The 17,143-nt window shown below is 72.3% G+C and carries 13 protein-coding genes and 1 pseudogene; 2 read left to right on the forward strand and 12 right to left on the reverse strand.

Going from position 1 to position 17,143, the window contains the following annotated elements; genetic code table 11:
- Nucleotides 1-5: 5 nt before the first annotated feature.
- The 4 genes from ACF089_RS06690 to ACF089_RS06705 all read right to left on the reverse strand — a co-directional run bounded on the left by ACF089_RS06690 (nt 6) and on the right by ACF089_RS06705 (nt 7,797).
- Nucleotides 6-1,097 carry a hypothetical protein gene (locus ACF089_RS06690; RefSeq protein WP_392022735.1) on the reverse strand — a complete coding sequence of 364 codons (1,092 nt, stop codon included), beginning with the start codon at nt 1,095-1,097 and terminating at the stop codon, nt 6-8.
- Between the two features lie 336 nt (nt 1,098-1,433).
- Complete coding sequence (locus ACF089_RS06695) at nt 1,434-4,790, reverse strand: S8 family serine peptidase (protein ID WP_392022737.1); 3,357 nt, start codon at nt 4,788-4,790, stop codon at nt 1,434-1,436.
- A gap of 573 nt (nt 4,791-5,363) precedes the next feature.
- Nucleotides 5,364-7,271: a KedN5 family methylcobalamin-dependent radical SAM C-methyltransferase gene (locus tag ACF089_RS06700; RefSeq protein WP_392022740.1), complete on the reverse strand. Its 1,908-nt coding sequence runs from the start codon at nt 7,269-7,271 to the stop codon at nt 5,364-5,366.
- Nucleotides 7,272-7,569: 298 nt separating this feature from the next.
- A complete protein-coding gene (locus ACF089_RS06705; protein WP_392022742.1) occupies nt 7,570-7,797 on the reverse strand; it encodes an MbtH family protein in 228 nt (75 codons plus the stop codon).
- Nucleotides 7,798-7,922: 125 nt separating this feature from the next.
- Between ACF089_RS06705 and ACF089_RS06710 the strand changes: the two are divergent.
- Nucleotides 7,923-8,318 (forward strand): annotated as a pseudogene (locus tag ACF089_RS06710) (hypothetical protein); the annotation flags it as partial.
- A 172-nt stretch (nt 8,319-8,490) separates the two neighbouring features.
- On the opposite strand, the gene ACF089_RS06715 reads toward ACF089_RS06710, so the two are convergent.
- The gene (locus ACF089_RS06715; protein WP_392022744.1) at nt 8,491-8,622 is read right to left on the reverse strand and encodes a hypothetical protein; all 132 of its coding nucleotides are present in this window, start codon (nt 8,620-8,622) and stop codon (nt 8,491-8,493) included.
- Between the two features lie 75 nt (nt 8,623-8,697).
- Between ACF089_RS06715 and ACF089_RS06720 the strand changes: the two genes are divergently transcribed.
- Nucleotides 8,698-9,120: a DUF6027 family protein gene (locus ACF089_RS06720; protein WP_392022747.1), complete on the forward strand. Its 423-nt coding sequence runs from the start codon at nt 8,698-8,700 to the stop codon at nt 9,118-9,120.
- 7 nt (nt 9,121-9,127) lie between these two features.
- On the opposite strand, the gene ACF089_RS06725 is transcribed toward ACF089_RS06720, so the two are convergent.
- The 7 genes from ACF089_RS06725 to ACF089_RS06755 are packed head-to-tail and all read right to left on the reverse strand — an operon-like array spanning nt 9,128 to nt 17,111.
- Nucleotides 9,128-10,006: a dimethylarginine dimethylaminohydrolase family protein gene (locus ACF089_RS06725; protein WP_392022750.1), complete on the reverse strand. Its 879-nt coding sequence runs from the start codon at nt 10,004-10,006 to the stop codon at nt 9,128-9,130.
- 49 nt (nt 10,007-10,055) lie between these two features.
- Nucleotides 10,056-11,309: a sulfotransferase gene (locus ACF089_RS06730; protein ID WP_392022753.1), complete on the reverse strand. Its 1,254-nt coding sequence runs from the start codon at nt 11,307-11,309 to the stop codon at nt 10,056-10,058.
- A complete protein-coding gene (locus ACF089_RS06735) occupies nt 11,302-13,233 on the reverse strand; it encodes a methyltransferase domain-containing protein (protein ID WP_392022756.1) in 1,932 nt (643 codons plus the stop codon). The genes ACF089_RS06730 and ACF089_RS06735 overlap by 8 nt, the downstream gene beginning before the upstream one ends.
- Nucleotides 13,230-13,682 carry a rubrerythrin family protein gene (locus ACF089_RS06740; RefSeq protein ID WP_392022759.1) on the reverse strand — a complete coding sequence of 151 codons (453 nt, stop codon included), beginning with the start codon at nt 13,680-13,682 and terminating at the stop codon, nt 13,230-13,232. The genes ACF089_RS06735 and ACF089_RS06740 overlap by 4 nt, the downstream gene beginning before the upstream one ends.
- Before the next feature lies 1 nt (nt 13,683).
- Nucleotides 13,684-14,427, reverse strand: coding sequence for a class I SAM-dependent methyltransferase (locus ACF089_RS06745; protein ID WP_392022762.1), 744 nt, complete (start codon nt 14,425-14,427; stop codon nt 13,684-13,686).
- The gene (locus tag ACF089_RS06750) at nt 14,424-15,443 is read right to left on the reverse strand and encodes a sulfotransferase family protein (RefSeq protein WP_392022765.1); all 1,020 of its coding nucleotides are present in this window, start codon (nt 15,441-15,443) and stop codon (nt 14,424-14,426) included. The genes ACF089_RS06745 and ACF089_RS06750 overlap by 4 nt, the downstream gene beginning before the upstream one ends.
- Before the next feature lie 3 nt (nt 15,444-15,446).
- Complete coding sequence (locus ACF089_RS06755) at nt 15,447-17,111, reverse strand: B12-binding domain-containing radical SAM protein (protein WP_392022767.1); 1,665 nt, start codon at nt 17,109-17,111, stop codon at nt 15,447-15,449.
- Between the last annotated feature and the right edge of the window lie 32 nt (nt 17,112-17,143).

A 17,143-nucleotide genomic window follows, 5' to 3' on the forward strand; every position in this document is an offset into this window, starting at 1 on the left:
CCGGGCTACAGGACCGCCCGGGCGGTGGGAGTCCCGCCCGTCATCGCCTGCTGGAGACGTTGGGTGAGCATCCTCGTCAGGATCTCCAGATGATCGGCGCCGTAGACCTCCGTCCAGTCCGCGGCTTCGATCTCGTAGATGACGCCGACGACGACGGTGCCGCTCCTGACCAGCGACCGGACCTCCTTCGCCGAACGCTCCTCCGACTCGTTGTAGGCGTGGCTCTCGTCCCCCAGGGCGGGCAGGGCGATCGAGGCCGGATTGCGCTCCTTCAACTGTCGGTAGACCGACCGGGCGGCGGCGACGTCGGGGAAGGCGAAGAGCTGCAGGTGCGCGATGTTGTTCGTGTCCGGGGCCCGGTAGGCGACGGTGCCGCACAGCAACAGGTCCGCCGGGACGTTGGGGCACTCCGATTCCCCGTGGATCTCCGGGGCGGACTTCCGCGCCCAGCCGCTGGGCACGGCGTCCAGACCGGGCAGGACCGACGCCACCACGGCCCTGTCCTTGAGGACCGTCCGCTTCACCCCGTCGGCGGCCGGCTTCCCGGTATCGCCGGCGCCGTCCCCCGTCCCGGCGTCCTGCCGGGCCGCGGTGTCGCCCCCGCTCCCGCCGCTGTACCGGGCGGGTGAATCGTCCGCGTCGAGGACCCGGACACCGCCGTACACGGCGAGGACCACGATCCCCAGTACGAGGACGGCGAGGGCCAGCAGGGCGCCCGGGCCGCCCCGGGTGGTCGAGACGGTGAGCGGCCCGAGGGAGATGTTGGTGCCGCGCAACCGGTTGCCGTCCCCGACGATCACGCTGCCGGGCGGCGCGGGTGGTCGCGGGGGCGGGGGCGGCGTCCGCAGCAGGGCGGTCAGCCGCCGCTCGAACTCCTGGTCCGTGTCGAGGGCGTCCCGCAGCGCCGCCCGCAGCTCGTCTGCCGCTGTCGAGTCCCCGGGCGACTCGTCCAACCCGGTGAGGGCGGCCTGTCCCTGCTCCGAACGCCCCAGCCGTTCCCGCACCAGGCCCGAGACGGCCTGGACCGTACCCGCGCCGATCGCGCTCCCCGCACCCGTGATCGCGGCGACGACGATCGGTACCACCGCCGACGCCAAGCCCGCCGTATCCATTCGCCCCCCATGAGTGAAGGCCAGTATGGGGAGCGCTCGGCGCGAAATGAAGGCTCCGGCCGGAACGAGTCGCGGCACGGCGCTACGACGGCACTCCGCACCCACCGGGCGCGTGCGCGCGGGCGGCGCTCGCCCGAGGATCAGTCCAGGAGCGCGGTCGCCCCGACCTCGACGAGGACGTCCGGGAGGAGGCCGGTCGCGGATCCGCGCTCCGCGCACCCGGACCCCGGACGTGCGGCAGGGCCCCGCCGCCGGAGCGGTGGAGCCCTGCCCGCCGCGCCCCTCACCGAGCGGGGCGCGGCGTCGCGTTCACCGGCGCCGTCACCTGCCGAAGTACGCGTCGTACACGGTCACGCTCGCCCTGCCGCCCTTCTTGTCGGCGACCTCGCCGCGCAGCGCGAGCGACTTCCCCTCGGCGGGGTTCCTGAGGGTTGTCCTGCCCTTGGAGACGGTCAGCTTCTTCCAGCTCCTGCCTCCGTCGTACGAGACCGAGACCGTCAGGGACTTCAGTCCCCTGCCGGCCGCCGGGCCGTGCACCGTCACCGGGAAGGTGACCGTACGGCCCGCCGGGGCCGTGCCGTCCAGCGCGACCGGGGCGGCGAACCGCACGGACGAGAGCGGGGTCCGCGTCTCGTCGTCCCCGGCCGGGCGGGCGCTGCGGAAGGTCCACGAGGCGTCGACGCGGGTCGTGACGCGGGAGACGGACGGGCTCCGTCTCACCGAGGAGGCCAGGGTGTACTCGGCTTCCTCCGGGTGGACGGGGAGGCCGGTCTCGCCGCCCAGCGGCTCGCCGCTCCTCTTGACCAGGGCGGCGCCCCGGTGGAGCGTGGTCCTCGCCGAGGTGTACGCGGACGTTCCCATGTTGTTCTGGCCGTCGGAGAAGAGCGCCACGTCGAACCAGACGCGGTTCTCGCGGCGCACGACGCCCGCGCCCGGGCGCGCCATCGGGGAGTGGACGGCGCGGCCGACGGTCACCCGATGGGTCCTGCCGGGCGCGTACTCCCGTATCGGGGAGGTGTACTCGGCGTCGTCCCCGTCTCCCTCGCCCTTGCCGTTCTGGGTCGCGGACACGGTCCATCGGTTGCCCTTCGCGCCGGTGGCCACGTGGTGGGTCCGCGCGCCGGGCAGGGCGAAGGCGTACCCCGAGTGGAAGAGGGAGCCGTCCAGCCCGCTCGCCACGGTGGTGGACGCCCGCTTGCCCTTGACGGAGGCTCCCACGCTCACGGAGACCTTCGCGAAGTCGGCGGCCTTGAACTTCTTGCCCACCCCGGTGGCGAGCCGCTCGACCGGACCGCCGAAGGCGGCGTTGTACTGGTGCGCACCGCGCTCCCACTGGCCGTGGAAGGTCTCCTTCAGGGTGACGCCGGCAGGCTGGGCCGGGCCCAGCTGCGCGGTACGGAGGTCGTCGGTGAAGTCGATGTCGCTCTCGACGGTCCGGTCGCCCTTCGTGACGACGTACGTCATCCTGCCGCCGGTCTGCGAGGCCCCGGTGTCGGGGACCCTCATCGAGACGGGCCGGGCGCGGCGCGCGTCGAGGGTGACCGAGGTGTTCTTCGTCAGCGCCAGCCGGGGCTGGACCAGGCTGTCCTGGGTCGGATCGGTCGCGGAGAGACGGGTGGCCGTCAGGGCGTAGTCGCCCTTGGGCAGACGGTAGGTCGTGGAGGTCCTGCCCTCCCCGTCCAGCAGGGTTTCGCCGGCCGGGCCGGAGAGCGGGTGGACGCCGGAGAGGAAGTCCTTGCTGGGTCTGCCGTCGCGGCCGACGTACTTGAGCGTCAGGGCGTACGACTCGACCTCGCGGTCCACGGCGGCGGTGGTGCGGACGGTGTGCCCGCCGCCGGTCGCGACGACGGCGGCGGAGAAGGTCCCGTTGTGGCCTCCGCCGATCCGGGTGTCGGCCGTCAGGGGGACGGCGGCGGTGCCGCCCGCGGGGACGGTGACCTGCCCGGCGCCGAGGGCGAAGAGCCCGGCCGGGGCGGGCCTGCCCCGCGCGTCGGCGGCCTTGACGGTCAGGTTGAGGGTGACGTCCCGGTCGCCGTGGTTGCGGTAGACGATCCGCTGGGTGACCGGCTTGTCGTCGGCGTGCGGGAACGAGTGGAATCCGAAGGAGAGGCCCGTCCGGTCGGCGACGACGCTCTGCCCCAGCGCGCGGTCGACGGCCAGCTCCCCGGCGCCCTGAGCGAAGACGTGATGGCCGCCGTCCTTCGCGGACGCGGTGAGCGCGGCCTTGATCCGGTCCCCCGACCAGGACGGGTACCGCTGCTTGAGCAGGGCGGCGGCCCCGGCCACGTGCGGGGTGGCCATCGAGGTGCCGGAGATCGCGACATAGCCGGCCGGCCGCTCGGCGTTCCGCTGGGCGGTCGCGCTGCCGGGCGCCAGCGCGGCGGTGATGTCGACGCCGGGCGCGGTGAGGTCCGGCTTCATGCCGTGGTCGCCGGGGCGCGGACCGCGGCTGGAGAAGTAGGCCATCCGGCCGGCGTCGTCCACCGCGCCGACGGTGAGGGCCGCGTCCGCGGTGCCGGGGGAGCCGAGGGGGCCGTTGACCGAGCCGTGGTTGCCGGCGGCGACGGCGAAGAGGACGCCCTTCTCCTTCGACAGCTTGTTGACGGCGGCCTCCAGCGGGTCGACGCCGGGTCGGTCCGGGCTGCCGAGGCTCATGTTGACGATCTGTGCGCCCTGGGCCACCGCCCAGTCCATGCCGGCGATGATGCCGGAGTCCTCGCCGCCGGCGGAGTCCCCGAGCACCTTGGCGTTGAGGATCCTGGCCCCGGGGGCGACGCCCCGGTGCTTCCCGCCCGAGCGTGCGCCGGTGCCCGCCGCCGTCGAGGCGACGTGGGTGCCGTGGCCGTTCCGGTCCTTGGCGTCGGGGGAGTCGGTGAAGTTGCGCTCGCCGACGACCCGTCCCTTCAGGTCGGGGTGGTTCTTGTCCACACCGGTGTCGAGGACCGCGATGGTGACGCCCTTGCCGTCGTACCCGGCCTCCCACGCCTTCGGAGCGCCGGTCCGGGCCACGGACGTGTCGAGCTGCGCGGTGCGGACCGCGTCCAGCCAGACCTTGGAGACGCCGGGGGCGGTGCGGGTGGTCCGCGCGCCCCCGGCGGCGGACCGGGTCAGGGTCTCCCACAGCCCGCCCGCGTCCTGCTCCGGGATCGTCACCGCGTCGGCGTTGAGCGACGGCAGCGTACGGCGGACGTCGGCGTCGCCGCGTACTCCCCGGCGGGCGGCCGGGCCGTCGCCGCCCTCGTAGGCGACGATGACCTTCAGGCCCTCGCGGTAGGCGCGGCGGCTCTCCGGCGTGCTCAGCCCGGTGACGTCGAAGAGACGGCGGTCCAGGTGGCCCCGGCCGATCAGCCGCTCGGCGTCGGCCGGGACGACGAAGGTGCGCCCGTTCTCGCTGAAGGAGCGGACGGGTATCTTCTCGCGGCCCTCGGCCCGGTCGAAGGAGACGGCCCTGCCCCGGTGGTCGACGCCGACGCGGTCGCCGGTGATCAGGGTGACCCGGCGCAGTCCGGCGGCGGTGCCGCCCGGCGCGGCGGAGACGGTGGCGGCCGGGCCGCCGTCGCCGGGTCCGGTGGTGTTCGCGTACGTGGTCGTGCTGGTCAGTCCGGCGACGAGCGCCGCCGCCGCGAGCGCCGCGGTGGCGGTCACGGCCCCCCGGCCCGGACGTCTGGTGGTGAACAAGCTCTTTCCCCCATGCTCAGCGGGTTCGGTCGGCGCATCGCCGGGAGTGGCCCCGCTCTCCACTTCCGGCGGGGAAGAGCGAGCACCGGGGAGCCGCGTTGCCGCAGGAACTGCGGATGGCTCAAAGACGCCCATCAGGTGCCCATCGATCCCGCGTACCCTCACGCGCGGAATCTCAAGGAACAGGGAGAACTCCCGCCGTCTCCAGGGCTTGACGCATCGAACCCGCTGTCCAAAGAGAAAGATTTGAGCCATCGGGATCCGTCGCTGCGGCGCTGGACGTGCGGCTGCCCGTGTGACGTTCCTTCGGACCTCGCCGGCGCCGGTGAAGCGGTGGTGCACGGTGGTCCGCTCGGCGGTCGCGGGGGAGCGGGCCCCGGGGGCCGCTCCCCTTCCGGTCTCGTCCCGTGCTGGAACGACGGCCCGCAGCCGGTCGTCGAGTCCACCGGCCACCCGCACCATCCGGACCTGCCCGAAACAGGCGTACGACGTGTTCGGCCCTGACCCGCCGTACACCGCACCCCGACTCGCGGCGTCCCCCGCCGGATAGGGCGGGAGTACGCGGCGGCGGGGTCAGCCGGTGGACGCGTCGCCGTACGAGGTGCTCGTGCGCTGTGCCGTCAGCTCCCGGATCTCGAGGCAACGGCCGGCGTAGTAGGTCGCGAGTTCGTGGTTGTCGAGGTAGTCGTCGAACCCGACGCGATACGCGAGCGTCAGTTCGACCGGCGAGGGCTCGTCGTCGAACGGCCGGTTCGCGCGGATGGCGTCGAGGACGTGCGGCATCGGGTACTGGAACCGCAGACCGCCGCGGACGTAGTGCGGCAGGCCGTCGATGCTGCGCAGCTCGGCGTCCTCGGCGCCCGCTCCGGAGTAGATCGGACGGGTCGCGTTGTCGTAGCGGAATATTTCGTTCAGCAGCGGCCTGTACCGCCCGGGCGCCTTCGGCAGGATCGCCTCGTCCCACCACCGCTGGAAGACCGGCGCGAGCCGCGGGTCGGCGTAGAGCTTGTGCAGCGACTCGACGACCAGGCCGGAGTCGGTGAACTCGCGTCCGTGGCCCAGAAGTTCGGCGACGGCGGGATCGGCCGAGTCCTGGAACCAGTCCGACAGGATCAGCAGCACGGCGCTCTGGGTGAGCCCGGCGAACTCCCGCAGCGGGGCCCAGATGTGCCGGAAGTACATGTTCTCGCTCATCATCCGGGCCCAGAACATGAACCGCTGCATCTTCGTGTTCTCCGCGACCGTGACGGTGCGGTTGGCGAGAACGTACTCGAAGTCGTCGTTGTCGCCGCGCACGGTGACGAAGCCGTGCTCCTGGCGGTTCTCCGTGTAGCTCGTGTTGGGGAGCAGCAACAGCGGATAGACGGCGATGCGGGACACATGCTCGGACAGCCGGTCGTAGCCCGTCAGAAAGGAGTCGACCGTCTCGCCCGGCGCGCCCCAGATCAGCTCGGCGTAGGCGTCGAGCCCCTCCGCCGCGAGCCATGCCGCCAAGTCCTTCCACTCGTTGAGCCGCATGTTGCTTCTGCCCATGTCGCGCAACGCCGTGTCGTCCAGCGTCTGGAGCGCCACGGTGAACGAGCTCTTGAACCCCTCGGCCTTCATCCGGCGGATGATGTTGTGGAACGTCTTGGACTTGTTCTTCGCCCACGACGTCTCCAACGACTGCGGGAACCCGTATTTCTCGCGCGTCCTGACGAGATCCTCGACGAACTCCGCGTCCGGCTGTCGCATGCCGAAGTTCGAGTCGCACAACACCACCGTCGGAATCTGGTGATAGCCGAAGAGGTCGAGTTCCGCGCGCAGCCGCTCGCGGGAGAAGTCGCGCATCTTCTGGCCGACCGCGCCGCCCCAGTAACAGAACGAGCACTTGTACGGACAGCCGCGGTTGGTCTCCATCAGCGCGACGTCGTAGGGGAACCGGCCGTTGTGGTCGAGCAGCGGGATGGCCCCGGTGAGAAACGGCGACGGAATGGTGTCCAGGTCGTTGATGCGCGGCGCCTCGGCAGTGGTGTGGACCGTGCCTTCCTCGTCGCGGTAGGAGATTCCCGGCACCTGCGCGAGGTCGTGCGGCGACTTCTCCTCGAGGACGGCGAGCAGCAGGTCGCGGAAGGTGAACTCGCCCTCGCCGTTGGCGACGACGTCGACCTCGGGGAAGCGCCGGAAGACGCGTTCCGCCTGGTGGGCGACGTGCGTTCCGCCGAAGACGACCCAGCCGTCCGGGCGCACCGACTTGTAGGTCTCGGCGAGCGCGCCGAACTGGTCGAAGTTCCAGCCGAAGACCGAGAACGCCAGCACGTCCGGCACCACCCCGGAGAAGATCGTGCGCGCCATCGAGCCGAGCGACGCTCCACCGCGGAAGTTCTGTATTCCCACGTCGAACTCGGGCCCCACCACAGGATCGGCCTGTGCCGCGGCTGTCAGATATCCGGCGGCGAGCGGCATCGATTCCTTGGGCATGTCCCAGGCGCCCTGCTGCACGATCAGCGCGCGCCCGCGCTTTTCCCGTGAACGTCGTCGTCGAGGTAACGGAAGTGTGGACTGAATCACTGTTCTGCCCCTATGCCGCCAGGCCGCCGGGTTCCCGCGGGCGATCGAACGCCGTGCACCGTGTGAAATGTGGTTGTCCAACTGGCTCCGACGTACCACCGCGGAAATCAGCGCGGCGCACGCTCACCGCCGAGGAGTCCTCGGCGGCGGGCGGACGTGGAGTGCGATGCGGGTGACGAAGCGGTCGACCGCCGCCGTCACGGTGAGGGCCGGGTATCCGTCCGGCAGCTCACCCGGTCGAGTCGTCCAGGGCGCGGCGCAGGGAGGCCGGACGCAGGTCGGTCCAGTTCTCCTCGACGTGGGCCAGGCACGCGGCCCGGCCGTCCGGGCCGTGCACCACCTGCCACCCGGCGGGCACCGGAGCGAACTCCGGCCACAGCGAGTGCTGGTCCTCGTCGTTGCGCAGCACCCAGAACACTCCGTTCTCGTCGTCGAACGGGTTGGTCGTCTCAGCCATGCCGCCTCCCAGTCGCCGCACCCTACAACGCGCCGCCGGGTGGTGAACACTCTCGCCCTCCAGCACGCTGACCACCGACGAAAGGGGCGCCGGGGCACCGGGACGTCCGCGTGGCGGGAGGACCGATGCACGGCTCTGCCCGGCCCGTGCGGGTCCGCGGCAGCCGCGGCTCCGGCACGGGGCCGCCCGGGCCGGCGCGGGTGCTGGACGGGGATGTTCCGCGACGCGGCCCGTTCCCCGGACGCGGATTCCGGCGCACACGACCGGAGCGAGAACGTCCGGCGGGCCGGGGCGCAGGGCGAGAACACCGGCGCGCCGGGAACGACGCGGCCCGGCACGGCGTCGTCGTGCCGGTGCCGGTGGTCGCGCCCCGCCGGGCAGGGGGGCGACGAAGCGCGCGCCGCCCGCGCGGCGGCAGGGATCGGCCACCCGGAAGCGCGGGTGGACGGCCGCTGGAGGCGTGCGTGCGGCGCGACGCGAAGGGACCGTACGCCGAGGCGAACGCCGGTCGGATCACCGGCGTGGCCGGAACGATGGGGACGCCGGGGCGGACGACCCGTGCCGGCCGCCCGAGGCGCCCGGCCGCGGCCGCGTACCGACCGCCACGGCCTCGGCGAGTGCGTGGCGGGCCTGCTCGTCCTCTTTCACCGGGTCGCCCCGGCCCGCCCGTGCGGGAGGGCCGGGGCGGTTCGGTCAGATGCGGTAGCCGAGGCTGCGCAACTGCTGACGGATCGCCTCGTCGTCGGCCGTGGCGGCGCCGCTGATCGCGGCGCCGGAGTCGGTCGGAACGAGTGAGACTTGCTCCTCACGAAGGTTCTCGTTCACTGGTTCTCCTTTCCTGAAATCGGTGTTCATCCTTGCCCGGTCGGACAAGCTCGGTGCCGCCCTTAGGCTGGCGGTATGGATGGCGACATGGATGACCTGGCCTACGACGCGACCGGTACGCCGGCGGTTCGGCTTCGCCAGTGGGAGCGGTGCTGGCCGGCGGACGACCCGCATGCCAACTTCAAGGCGGAGGTGGTCGACTACGGGCTCCTCGATCCGCTGGAGACCGTGCGCGGCATGTCTCGGAACCTGGACATCCCGGTCGGCGCGATCGTCCGGTACGTGCTGGCGAAATGGGCCACCGGCGGCAGCGGCGGCCTCCTCGAACTCGGGCCGGTGATGGTGCCGCGTCTGTGGGAGCCGATCGCGGCCGCGGAGGAGGCCGATTCCGACGAGCAGCGGCTCGCGGCGTACCACCAGCTCCGGCAGATGATCTCCTGGCTGAAGCTGCCGCTGGACGACCCCACGGTGTACCCGGCCCAGCGATCGGCCGAGTGACCGGCTCTCAGCGCTCACGGCGCACCACCCCGGTCACACAGCCGATCCCGCCGGCCGCCCGCAGGTACTCGCCGACGTCGATCTCGTCGACGGCCACGCCCGCCCGCTCCAGCGTCCGCCGGATTCCCGGACAGCCCGCGGGCATCAGCACCCGCCCCGGCGCGAGCACCAGCAGATTCATCCCGCGCCCCACCAGCAGTTCCTCGTCCGGCGGCAGCGCGATCACCCGATAGCCGTACTCGGCGAGCAGCGCCGTCAACTCCGGTGGGCTCGCCGCCCGGTGGACGACGGCGGTGGACGAGTCGAGGAACATCACCGTCCCCAGCAGATGCTGCACGCCCGGAGCCAGCGGCACCGTCACCACCCGCGCCCCCAGTCCCGCGACCGCCGAGGCGACCTCGGCCGCGCCGGCCGCGTTCGTGCGGAACCCGGTACCGACGATCACCGTCGACGGGTCGATCCACAGCGCGTCGGCGCCCTCGAACACGGCGGTGCCGGACACCGTGCGCAGGATCGGGAACCCGGCCTCGGCCAGCGCGAGCGCGGCGTGCCGTTCCTCGCCGGCCCGCTGCGCCGACGCCATCCGCGCCAGCACCGCCCCGGCCGGGGTCATCCAGAACAGGTCCCGCGCGAACACCGCGTTCGGCGTCGTCGCGGGGGACGTCATATGCACCTCGACCCCGTTGTCCCGCAGGCGCTCCGCCAGCGCCTCGCACTGCGCCCGCATCGCCGGGAGATCCACCGGCCCGAGCATCAGCGAGGCCCCCGGCCGCCGTACCGCGGCGACGCTGTCCGGCGGGCGGACCAGCAGCACCGACCGCAGCGCGGCCGTCTCCGACCGGTACCCGCACGGCGCCCACACATCCCCGGCCGCGACTTCGTCCACGTGCGACGCCGTCCGGGGGACCCACCCCGGGCCGCCGTGGGTGCTCGGCTCAGATCCAGTGGTCGTCACGGTCATAGCCGAGCCTCTCTGCCATCGCGAGCACGTCGGCGCTCAGGGCGGACCGGATCTCCTCCTCCCGCGCCCGCCACCGGCCGGGGCGGGGTGCGGCGGTGGTCACGGTGGCGGCGATGCCGTCGGTCGCGGCCCGCTTCAGCGGCCCGTCGAAGGGGATCCCCAGCCAGTCCGCGATCCCCTCGACGGCGTCCCCTCGGGCGTGCGGACCGCTGATCAGCTCCTCGAATCGCACCGTGTGATCCGCCCCGTGCGCGAGCACCGCACGGTGACTCGACGACCACTGGTGGGCGCAGACCCGGGGCAGGGCGGCGGCGGTGTACGCGGACCAGCGGGGCGGCAGGTCGAACTTCCACCAGTGCCGGTCGGCCGGCCGCACATCGGCGTATCCCGCGATGCGCAGCGGCTCGTCCAGCCGGTACGCGTGGAACCCGTGGTGGAGCCACCCGTCGACCAGGCCGTTGATCGAGGCGGCCGGGTTCCTGGTCAGGTGCAGCACCCGCAGGCGCGCGTTGGGGAACGCCGCCCGCAGGAAGCCGAGCCGGTAGGCGTTGCCCGGCGTCTTGATCACCAGTGGCTTGGTGGCGAGATCGTGTTCGTTCGCGGGCCGCCACGGGCGGGGGAGGACGAAGGGCGGCTCTTCGAGCAGCACGTCACCGGGCGGCCCGGCCGGCCGTGGTCCCGGCGACTGCCCGGGAAGGTCGTAGTACCACGGGTTCACGCCGGCCATGCCGATCAGCGCCCGCGCGAACCGGGGGAGATCGCGGTCCAGTACCGCCTCGGCGGTCCGCACCAGGTCGACGGGGTCGAGGCCCAGACCCGGCCACTGCACGACCAGCCGCCACGCCGCGTCCACCGCCAGATTCTCCACGCCGGCGCCGGGAGAGCCCGCGTCCAGCGCCAGCTCCGCCTCGAACAACGCCCGGGACCGAGGCGGGAGCCCGTGCCAGTGCGACGCGTCCAGCACATCGGATCCGGTGCCGCTGTGCGGGTGGTCGAGGCCGACCAGCCGCAGCAGCGGATTCAGCTCGCCGCGCAGGTGCAGCAGGTGCGGCGAGGACCGCAGCAGCTCGGCGAGCATGCTCGACCCGCCCCGCGAACTCGACGCGACGACGACGAGATCGCGCACCTTCGCGCGGAAGTGCGGCACCGGCGTGCCCCGCAGCGGCCGCAGCACCTCCAGCCCGCGCACGACCTCGGCGACCGGGCTGTCCACGGTGCGGCTAGGCATGGTCGGGCTTCCGCACCGAGTACACACACCACCGCCACCGGTCGCGCACCGAGCCGTCCGGCAACACCTCGAACGGATGGACGGCGCGCACCTCGCGCGGCGCGTCGTAGTAGAGGCGGTAGATCTCCTGCCGGTTCGCCGGCGTCGTCTCGTGGGTGTCGATCCACCGGTCGATCGACTCCCACAGGAAGTACTCCTCCATCCGCACGTCGGTGAATCCGCCGCCGGTGAGCAACGCCCGGAAGTCCTCCTCGCGGAACATCTGGTACAGCAGCGGCTGCTTCTTCTTGAACACGCGGAACATCCAGAACGCGTCCACGTCCGCGTACGGCACGATCTGCCCGACGATGAACTGCCCGCCCGGCCGCAGCACACGGAAGATCTCCGACACCGGCCGCTCCGGCTGGGGCAGCAGATGCAGCACCTCGCGGGTGACCACGAGGTCGAAACTGGCGTCGGGGAACGGCAGGTCGTAGACGGTGCCCTGGTGTACGACGTCCAGCCGGGCGGCGGCGAGCGCGGCCATCTCCGGGGTGAGGTCCAGCCCGACCATCTCGCCGACCCGGCCGCGGAAGGCGCCGCCGACGACGCCGCTGCCGCAGCACACGTCCAGCATCCGCGCGTCCGGCGGCACCGCGCACAGCTCCGCGTGCTTGCCGAGCAGGTCCTCGTCGGTGAGCCAGGCGCACGAGTCGTGCCAGTCCTTCGAGCGGATCCCGAACTGCCGCTGGTAGACGGCGTAGTCGACCTCGACGGCCCGGGTCCGGGAGCGGGCCGTCCGCCCGGCCAGCCGCGCGGCGAGCCGGGCCCGGCTCGCGTCCACGGCCCGTTCGGCGATACGGCGGGCCAGCTCCGGGTCGGCCGCCAGCGCCTGCCGCGCCTGCTCGGTGACGACGTCGAACACGCGGGCGCCCGCGTCTTCGTTGCGCAGGGTGCGTTTGGTCTGGCCGTCGAACCGCGCGTCCGGGATCCGGATCGCGATCACCGCGGTCAGGCCCTCCAGGATGTCGACCACGGTCATCTTGTCCGCGGCCGGGCCGAGGTGCTCGGCCACCACCCCGGCCAGCGCGCCGCGCAGGGCGTCCACATGCGACCCGCCCAGGTCGGTGCGGATGGTGTTGACGTAGCTGAAGATCTGCTCCGCGTACCCCTCGGTCCACTGGACGGCGGCGTCGATCACCAACCCGTCCCCGGACCAGGCGACGGCGGCCGGCTCGGCGTGCACCTTCTCGGCGTCGCGGGCGCGGTACGCGAGCAGGCCCCGCACCCCGGTCGTCTCGCACAGCGACTCGTGCCGCCCGGTGCGGTGGTCGGTGAGATCGACCCGCAGGCCCGGGTGCAGGTACGCGATGTCGAGCAGCCGGGCGTGCACCAGGTCCGCGTCGAGCACGCAGGAGGAGAAGATCTCCGGGTCCGGGCGGAACCACACCCGGGTGCCCCGGCGCTCGCTGTCGCCGACCCGCTTGAGCGGGGTCTCGACCGCGCCTCGGGCGAACGACTCGCCGTGGTGCGCGCCGTCGCGCCACACATCCAGCCGCAGCCACTCCGACAACGCGTTCACGCAGGCCAGGCCGACGCCGTGCAGCCCGGCCGAGGTCGCGTACGAGGAGTGGTCGAACTTTCCCCCCGAGTGCAGCGTGGTGAGCACCAGCTCGCAGGCCGGGATCCCGGCCTCCGGGTGCGGGTCGGTGGGGATGCCCCGGCCGTCGTCGGTGACCGAGCAGGAGCCGTCGGCGTGCAGCTCCACCGAGATCGCGCCGCAGTGCCCGGCGGCGGCCTCGTCCACGGCGTTGTCGACCAGTTCGAGCACCAGGTGGTGGGCGCCGTCCGGGCCGGTCGACCCGACGTACATCGAGGGGTTGCGGCGTACCGCCTCCAGCCCGGAGTAGAGGGTGATCGCCTCGGCGGTGTAGTCCGTGGTCATGGCGCTCCGTTCCCGGCGAACCGCGGCTCGGTCAGCCCGGTGAGGGCCTGCTCCAGCCGGTCCACGTGCGTCTTCTTCAATGTGCACAGGGTCTCCAGCCAGCTCGCCAGATCGGCCACGCCGTCCGTGTGCGCCCGCGCCGCCAGGCCCGGGTAGCGTTCGGTGGCCTCTCCGAGGTCGCCGCTGATCGCCGCGGCGAGGTTGCGGCGGGTGTCGCCGAGCGCGTGTCCGGTGCCCGGATCGTCGCCGCCCAGCAGGTCGCGCAGCACATCCAGATGCCCGTGGGCGGCGCAGACCACACTCTCGGCCAGCTCGCCGAACACCCGGGCCGCCTCGGTGTGACCCTCGATCTCGGCGACCCGTGCGAAGTAGGTGTACCGCGCCGCGGTGGCCGCCTCGGCGAGGAAAGCGGCCCGCACGCCGTCGGCGAGGGACTGGTCCGGTTCCATGTCAGACCCTCGTTCCCGAGGCGACGACGAACAGCATGTGGTCGGTGATCCGCCCGTCCGTCTCGGACACCGCGTGCCGTGCGCGGAAGGCGGGCGACGCCCTCCCGTAGCGGTCCCGGATGGCCTCCCGCGCGTCGTCGCCGATCGCGCCGTTGTCCGACCACACGTCCACGTCCTCCACCGACACGTACCGCTGGGACCGCACCGGGTCGCACCCCGCGCCGGCGAGCAGGGCCTCGACGTCGCCGGGCCGGAAGAAGTGCCGCCGGGCCGGGTTGCGCAGCCGCAGGATCTCGAAGTACTCGTCGCGGTCGTCGTCCCCGTAGGCGCACAGGTGGGTCAGCACGATCCGCCCGCCCGGCCGGGTCACCCGCGCCATCTCCCGCACCGCGTCCGGCAGCGTCATGAACTGGATCCCCTGACGGCACACCACGATGTCGAAGGTGCCGTCGTCGAACGGCAGCTTCTCCGCCGGGGCGATCACCAGTTCGTCGAGCGTGTCGCGTGCCTGTTCGGCCATCTCCGGCGTGATGTCCACGCCGACCAGCCGTCCTGCCCGCCCGGCGAACAGCCTGGACACCAGCCCGGTGCCGCACGCCACGTCCAGGACCGCGTCGCCGGGCCGGGGCGCGGCCGCGGACAGCATCAGCTCGCCCAGCGCGTCGTCGGTGCACCATGAACTGGACCGGTCGTAGGTGCTCGCGCGGTCGGCGAAGTGCGTGCGGACGTTTCCCGTGTCGTTCATCTGCTCTCTCCTGCCGGAACCAGGGCGCGGCCCGGCGTCGCGCGGCGGCGCAGCCGGCGGACGGTGGCGTCGCGCCGCCAGCGCCGGAAGTGATTGCGGTCGGTGCGCAGCGATCGCGCCTCCACCGCCAGCCGCACCGCGAACCCGCGCAGCGCGACGCCGAGCGGACCGGGAGCCGGCTCGGCCCGCGAGGCCGCGTCGTACGGGTAGCCGAGCGTCTCCATCGCCGGCGCGGTCACGCTCTCCACCTGCCGTCGCTCCCGGTCGGACAGCCCCCGCCGGTGGGCGCCGATCCGGGCCGTGGTGATCGGTTCGCCCGCCGTGCGCCAGGACGCCGACAGCGACGCGGTCACCCGGGCGCTGCCGCCGAGGTGGTGCGCCAGCATCGCGGGCTCGACCGCCTCACCGACGAAGTCGCAGATCGCCCGGATCTCCCGGTCCGGCGCGGACACCAGGTCCTCGTACCGCACCAGGTGCACCACGCTCGGCCCCCACCGCTCCAGGGCCGCGCGGGCGAGCTGCTGCTCGGCCTGCCACCGCAGTGCCATGCGGTACGGGTGGCAGTAGCCGAACACGGCCCGCTTCGCCGACGCGGCCACATCGCGGGGATCGCGCACCAGCCACAGGAACCGCGCGTCCGGGAGTTCGGCGAGCACCTCGTCGACGTGCTCGACCATGAACGTGCTCTTGCACCCCCACCGGGCCGCGCCCTCCGCGACGCGGTACTGGTCGTAGATCGCCGACACCACCCCGAAGAGCGACGGGCCGGCCGCCGCGGTCACCGCGGCCCGGTCGATCACGTGCGGCCACGGGTGGATGTGGTCGCGCAGCAACCGCAGCGCGTCGCCCGTCATCGCGTCGACATCGCCGTCGTACGGGATGCCGGACAGATACCGCATGAAGTGCGGCGGGTGCGGGACCGCGATCCGCGAGTGCGCGTCGAGCACCAGCCGCAGCAGGTTCGACCCGGAGCGCTCGGTCCCGATGATCAGGATCGGGCCGTCCTGAGGGGACACCGGTCAGACCCCGACCGAGAGCTTCTTCGCGCCGCAGTCCATCAGGGTGCTCCCGACCGCGGCCACCTCCGGGTCGGCCACCTTGTCCAATGTGTACAGTTCGGAACCGGGCACCAGCGGCGCGGCGGCCGAACTCCAGTCCGCGCGCCAGCCCGTCCCGGCGTACGACGTCGACCGCTCGGTGCCGTCGGCCGGCTGCGGGTGGAAGTACTGGAAGTGCTCCGGCCAGTGCTGGAAGTCCATCACCGGGCCGGGCTGATAGGCGTCGTACACCCGCTTGTACGCGTCGCGGCAGACCTGCTCGGGCAGCCCGCTCACGTTCAGGAACTCGTCCTCGTGCAGCGCCTGTTCGACCGAGAGCCAGTTCAGGTGGTCGATCTCGGTACGGATCAGCTTGTTCCGCACCGCGTCCTGGTACACGGTCGTGCCGGGCATGGCCGACAGGTACTTCACCCGCGTCACATGGTTGTACTGCTCGGCGAACTGCACCATGTCCGACAGGGACTCCTCGGTCTCGTTCGGCAGACCGACGATGAGCAGCGAGCCGAACCGCACGCCGCCCTCGAACGTGGTGCGCATCGCGCGGACGGTCAGATTCTCGCTGCTGCCCTTGCGGGCCTCGCGCAGCACCTCGCGGCCCAGCGACTCGACGCCGTACAGGATGATGTCCGCACCCGCGTCCCGCATCGCGTCGATGCGCGGTACGTCCATGTCGGCGCACCGGGTCAGACAGGTCCACCGCAGATCGTGCTGGGAGATCACGTCGCACATCTCGATGGTCTGGCCGCGGTGCGAGCTGAACGTGAGGTCGACGAAGAAGCAGAAATCCACGCCGTACTGGGTTTTCAGCCAGTCGAGATCGCGGTCCATCTTCTCCGGCGACTTCGCCCGCACCTGCGGGGTGGTGCGGTAACAGAAGGAGCAGTCCATCTTGCAGCCCCGGCTGTAGGACGAGATCACCTGCGGCTGCATGCCGAGCGGCGACCGCGACTGCGGCCACAGGTCGAGCCGCATCCTGGGCAGCGCGTCGAGATCCATCATCTGGCCGCGCGGCGGAGTACGGCGCGCCTTGCCCTTCTCGTCCCGGTAGCAGATGCCCTTGATGGTCGGCAGATCCCGCTGCCACGAGCCCCGGGCGTAACTCTCCATCAGCTCCAGGATGGTGATCTCGCCCTCGCTGATCACCGCGACGTCGCAGGCGGTGTCCGATATGAACACCGACGGAACGGAAGTGACCAGCGAGCCGCCGCAGATGATCGGTACGTCCGGGTGGGCCTCGCGGACCATCGCCATCAGCGACCGGCAGAACGGGAAGTTGTCCTCGAACGTGCAGATGCCGAGCACGTCGGTGCCTTCGTTGATCTGCTCGTACGCCGCCTGCAGCGGGTTCGGGGTGTAGCGGACGTCGACGATGCGCACCGGGTACCCGGCGTTGTGCAGCACGGTCGAGATGTACGTCGCACCCTCGTAGGGTGAGGTGAGGAAGAACTCCCAGCCGCGCGGCATGGTGAACGGCGAGGGCCCGACGACGAGGGTGAACCTCGGCAGTGCGGGATCGGTCGGCACAGGTTCGGAGTCCTGGTTGCGCATCTGCTCGATATAGCGCTGGTCGACGGCGCCGTTCGCGTCGGCATACAGCTCCAGGGCCAGGGACAGTTTGCGCGCCATGTGAATTCTCCCTCGCGTCACGGTCGTGGACG

The sequence above is a fragment of the Streptomyces sp. NPDC014894 genome (assembly GCF_043080985.1).
Lineage (GTDB): Bacteria > Actinomycetota > Actinomycetes > Streptomycetales > Streptomycetaceae > Streptomyces.

Excerpts from the sequence above, each read along its gene's own strand:
- ACF089_RS06705 (WP_392022742.1), bottom strand. The coding sequence starts at position 7,797 with ATGGCTGAGACGACCAACCCGTTCGACGACGAGAACGGAGTGTTCTGG.
- ACF089_RS06720 (WP_392022747.1), top strand. The coding sequence starts at position 8,698 with ATGGATGGCGACATGGATGACCTGGCCTACGACGCGACCGGTACGCCG.
- ACF089_RS06730 (WP_392022753.1), bottom strand. The coding sequence starts at position 11,309 with ATGCCTAGCCGCACCGTGGACAGCCCGGTCGCCGAGGTCGTGCGCGGG.
- ACF089_RS06735 (WP_392022756.1), bottom strand. The coding sequence starts at position 13,233 with ATGACCACGGACTACACCGCCGAGGCGATCACCCTCTACTCCGGGCTG.
- ACF089_RS06740 (WP_392022759.1), bottom strand. The coding sequence starts at position 13,682 with ATGGAACCGGACCAGTCCCTCGCCGACGGCGTGCGGGCCGCTTTCCTC.
- ACF089_RS06745 (WP_392022762.1), bottom strand. The coding sequence starts at position 14,427 with ATGAACGACACGGGAAACGTCCGCACGCACTTCGCCGACCGCGCGAGC.
- ACF089_RS06755 (WP_392022767.1), bottom strand. The coding sequence starts at position 17,111 with ATGGCGCGCAAACTGTCCCTGGCCCTGGAGCTGTATGCCGACGCGAAC.